Source organism: Parvibaculum sp., assembly GCF_035511255.1.
GTDB lineage: Bacteria > Pseudomonadota > Alphaproteobacteria > Parvibaculales > Parvibaculaceae > Parvibaculum.
Map to the genome: position 1 here is coordinate 1 of NZ_DATKFR010000454.1, position 4,006 is coordinate 4,006.

At 63.3% G+C, this 4,006-nt stretch carries 4 protein-coding genes; all 4 read right to left on the reverse strand.

Annotation, left to right across the window (positions count from 1 at the left end; translation table 11 throughout):
* The gene (ptsN, locus tag VMR03_RS16960) at nt 1-462 is read right to left on the reverse strand and encodes a PTS IIA-like nitrogen regulatory protein PtsN (protein WP_325407308.1); all 462 of its coding nucleotides are present in this window, start codon (nt 460-462) and stop codon (nt 1-3) included.
* Between the two features lie 81 nt (nt 463-543).
* The gene (gene hpf / locus VMR03_RS16965) at nt 544-1,125 is read right to left on the reverse strand and encodes a ribosome hibernation-promoting factor, HPF/YfiA family (protein ID WP_325407310.1); all 582 of its coding nucleotides are present in this window, start codon (nt 1,123-1,125) and stop codon (nt 544-546) included.
* Nucleotides 1,126-1,428: 303 nt separating this feature from the next.
* Nucleotides 1,429-2,970 (reverse strand): RNA polymerase factor sigma-54, encoded by a 1,542-nt coding sequence (rpoN, locus tag VMR03_RS16970; protein WP_325407312.1) that lies wholly within the window; start codon nt 2,968-2,970, stop codon nt 1,429-1,431.
* Nucleotides 2,971-2,999: 29 nt separating this feature from the next.
* On the reverse strand, nt 3,000-3,755 hold the full coding sequence (gene lptB / locus VMR03_RS16975; protein ID WP_325407314.1) for an LPS export ABC transporter ATP-binding protein: 756 nt from the start codon (nt 3,753-3,755) through the stop codon (nt 3,000-3,002).
* Nucleotides 3,756-4,006: the final 251 nt, after the last annotated feature.

A 4,006-nucleotide genomic window follows, 5' to 3' on the forward strand; every position in this document is an offset into this window, starting at 1 on the left:
TCAGGCGGCGTTGCTCACAGGTTCGGTGAGGATCGCAAAGAGCGCCGCCGGATCGTCGCTGGCGCGGAGCTTCTCGACGACGGCGGGATTGCGCAGCAGCCGCGAGATGCGCGCCAGCGCTTTCAGATGGTCGGCACCCGCTGTTTCCGGGGCGAGCAGCAGAAAGACGAGATCGACGGGCTGGTCGTCGACCGACTCGAAGTCGATCGGCGTTTCGAGGCGCGCGAAAAGACCATGGAGTTTCTTCAACTGCGCGAGCTTGCCGTGGGGAATGGCAATGCCCTGTCCGACGCCGGTCGAGCCCAGGCGCTCGCGTTCGAGCAACGTCTCGAAGATCGCCCGCTCCGAAATCTCCGTGAGCGCGGCGGCACGCGCGGAAAGTTCCTGCAAGGCCTGCTTTTTGCTGGTGACCTTGAGGTGCGCGATCACGCCCTCGGGTGACACCAGATCTTCAAGCTCCATGGTCCGGATCCTGTCTTGCGGTTGTGCCCCGCCCGGGCTCGTCATGGCGATGGACGGGCCGGGCGCTCCCGACGGTGTGCGTCATGCCTTCTGCGGATCGCGGCCGGCGTCGATCCAGCCGATATGGCCGTCTTCGCGACGGTAGACGACGTTCAACCCGCCGCTCGCGCCATTGCGGAAGACGACGAACTGCGCGTCGATGAGGTCCATCTGCATCACCGCGTCGCCGACGCTGAGGTGCGGGATCGAGGTCGTGCCCTCGGCGATGATGACAGGTTGTCCGTCGACCGGCGCCTCTTCGTGCTCATTGCCGGCCTCGATGACGAAGGAAGGCACGGACTCGGCCGGCAGCGTGGGCTTGTGGTTGTTGCTGTGACTCTTGAGCCGGCTCTTGTAGCGCCGCAGCCGCTTGTCGAGCCGTTCCATGGCGCCGTCGAAGGCGGCATAGGGATCGACCGCGCGGCCCTGCGTCGTCATGTGCATGCCGGAATTCAGATGCACCGAGCAATCGGCACGGAACTCGTGGCCTTCCTTGGTGAAGACGACGGCGCCGTTGATCGGTTTGTCGAAATATTTCCCGACGCTCAGATCGAGACGTTCGGTGACATGGGTGCGGAGCGCATCTCCGACGTCGAGATGATGACCGCTGACCTGAACTTGCATGAGAGACCTTTCCGGGTCACGTCGCGCTGACAATCGGTGGCTTACCTAACTTCGGCTCCGGCGCAATATTGGCGTACCAGCTTTCTTTCCTCGGTGCGCCCGCCCTGCCTTGCTGGCATCGGCGGCCTCGGCTCTGTTGCCCCGTTTCCGCCCGCTCCCTGGCGAACCCGGGGGGCGTTGAGCGCGTGGCAACCTAGTGGCCCGGTCCGGGGGTGTCAACTGGCTCCTTCCAGAGAGAGAAATCCCTTTTATTTCATAACTATAGGTCGAACGCGCCCGGTTTTAAAGATGCTCCCGCCGGCCTCAGGCATAGGCCTTCTTGTCCCGCCTGCGCTGGACGGAAGAGGGAATATTCATGGCTTCCCGATACTTGGCGACGGTCCGGCGGGCAATGTCGATTCCCGCCCGTTTCAGGATGTCGACGATATTGTCGTCGGAAAGCACGGCATCGGGCAGTTCGGCCTCGATCAGGTCCCTGATGCGGTGCCGCACCGCTTCGGCGGAATGCGCTTCGCCGCCTTCGCTGGAGGCGATCGACGAGGTGAAGAAATATTTCATCTCGAAGATGCCGCGCGGCGTCGCGATGTATTTGTTGGCGGTGACGCGGCTGACCGTCGATTCATGCATCGAGATCGCATCGGCCACCGTCTTCAGGTTGAGCGGCCGGAGATGCTGAATGCCGTAGATCAGGAAAGCGTCTTGCTGGCGGACGATCTCGGAGGCGACCTTGAGGATCGTGCGGGCGCGCTGGTCGAGGCTCTTCACCAGCCAGTTCGCGGTGTTGAGGCATTCCGACAGATAGGCCTTGGCCTTCGGGTCGGCGGAGAACTTGCTCACCTCGGCATAATACTGCTGGTTGACGAGGACGCGCGGCAGCGTTTCCGAATTGAGTTCGATCGCCCAGCTTCCATCCGCGCGCTGGCGCACGAAGACGTCGGGAATGACCGGCGCCGCGGGTTCGCCACCGAAGGCGAGGCCGGGCTTGGGATTGCAGCCGCGAATATCCTCGACCATGCCGGCGATGTCCTCGCGGTCGGCGCCGCAGAGCTTCATCAGCAGCTCGAAATCGCGCCGCGCGAAAAGCTCGAGGTGATCCAGAAACACCTGCATGGTCGGATCGAGGCGGTCGCGCTCGCGAAGCTGGATCGCGAGGCACTCCTTGAGATTGCGCGCGCAGATGCCGGCCGGATCGAAGGTCTGGAGCGTCTTCAGGACGCCCTCGACCTCGTCGAGCGGCGCACCGATGCGATCGGCGATCTCCGAGAGATCTGTCGTGATGTAGCCGGCCTCGTTCACCTGGTCGATCAGATAGGCGCCGATCATGCGCCGGCGATCGTCCTTGATCGCCATGTTCAATTGTTCGGTCAGATGTTCGCCAAGCGTCGCCTCGCGGGTCAGCGTCGCTTCGAGGCTGAACTCGCCGTCTCCGCTTCCACCGCTTCCGGTCTTGAGGTTCTGCCAGTCCGAGCCTTGAGGTCCGGGCGCGTCCGCAGCGACGTCGTTCGCGGCGTCGCTGCGACTCTCGTCGGCATAGACGTTGTCGTAATCGGTATCGAGGTCGCCGTCGCGCGCGGGCAGGGGGCCGTCGTCGGACAGCGTCAAGGCGGTTTCGCTGACGGGGGCCGGTTCGAAATCGCTTTCGACTTCGCGCATGTCGGCGGTGCGCTCGGCGACGTCGGGTTCGGCAGTCGTCGCTTCGAGAAGCGGATTGCGCTCGAGTTCTTGTTCGACGAATTCGGCGAGTTCGAGATTCGACAGCTGCAGAAGCTTGATCGCTTGCTGCAGTTGGGGAGTCATCACCAGGGCCTGACCCTGGCGGAGTTCAAGCCGCGGTGCTAGCGCCATGTGTGCTGCGGCCCCATGCCCTTACGCCACTAAAGAGAGAACCGTTCGCCGAGATAAAGGCGGCGGACGTCCTCGTTGCCCACGATTTCGGAGGGCGCGCCCTCCATGAGTACATGCCCGTCGTGAATGATGACGGCGCGGTCGATCAGCTCCAGCGTCTCGCGCACGTTATGGTCCGTGATCAGAACGCCGATACCCCGGTCCTTCAAATGTGCGACGAGATCGCGAATGTCGCCGATGGCGATCGGGTCGATGCCGGCGAAGGGTTCGTCGAGCAGCATGAAGGAAGGCTGTGTCGCCAGCGCGCGCGCGATTTCAACGCGGCGGCGTTCGCCGCCCGACAGCGCGACCGACGGCGTGCGGCGGAGATGCGTGATCGAGAATTCGGCCAGGAGATCGTCGAGCGCCGCCTCGCGCCGGTCGCGGTCGCTTTCGACGACTTCGAGGACGGCTCGGATGTTCTGTTCGACGGTGAGCCCGCGGAAGATCGAGGCTTCCTGCGGCAGGTAGCCGATGCCGAGCCGGGCGCGGCGATACATGGGCAAGCTGGTAATGTCGGTGCCGTCCAGCGCGATCGAGCCGTAATCGGGCGCGATGAGGCCAGTGATCATGTAGAAAACGGTCGTCTTGCCGGCGCCGTTGGGGCCAAGCAGGCCGACGGCCTCGCCCCTATGGACGTCGAAGCTGACACCGCGAACCACCGGACGCCGCCGGAAGCTCTTGCCGATCTTCTCGACGGAAAGCCCCGGATTGCTCACGGCAAGGCGCGGACCCTCTCGGGTCATCGTCTCGGCGGACGCGTGGGCGCGGTTCGACATGGGCTGTCCTCATTCAATCGCCATCATCAGACGGCACTTGGCATTAAAATTGTATGAAATGAGGCCATTAACCAAGAGACTTTTACTTTTTCTCTTTGGGCGGAGGCTGGAAAAGTGCCTTGACACGGCCAGTTGCGCCATTTTTTACGGCGCCCGCTTCAGCGCCGCCGACGATGCGGCTTTTGCCGGTATTAAGGTCGATAACGAGCTTCGTACCC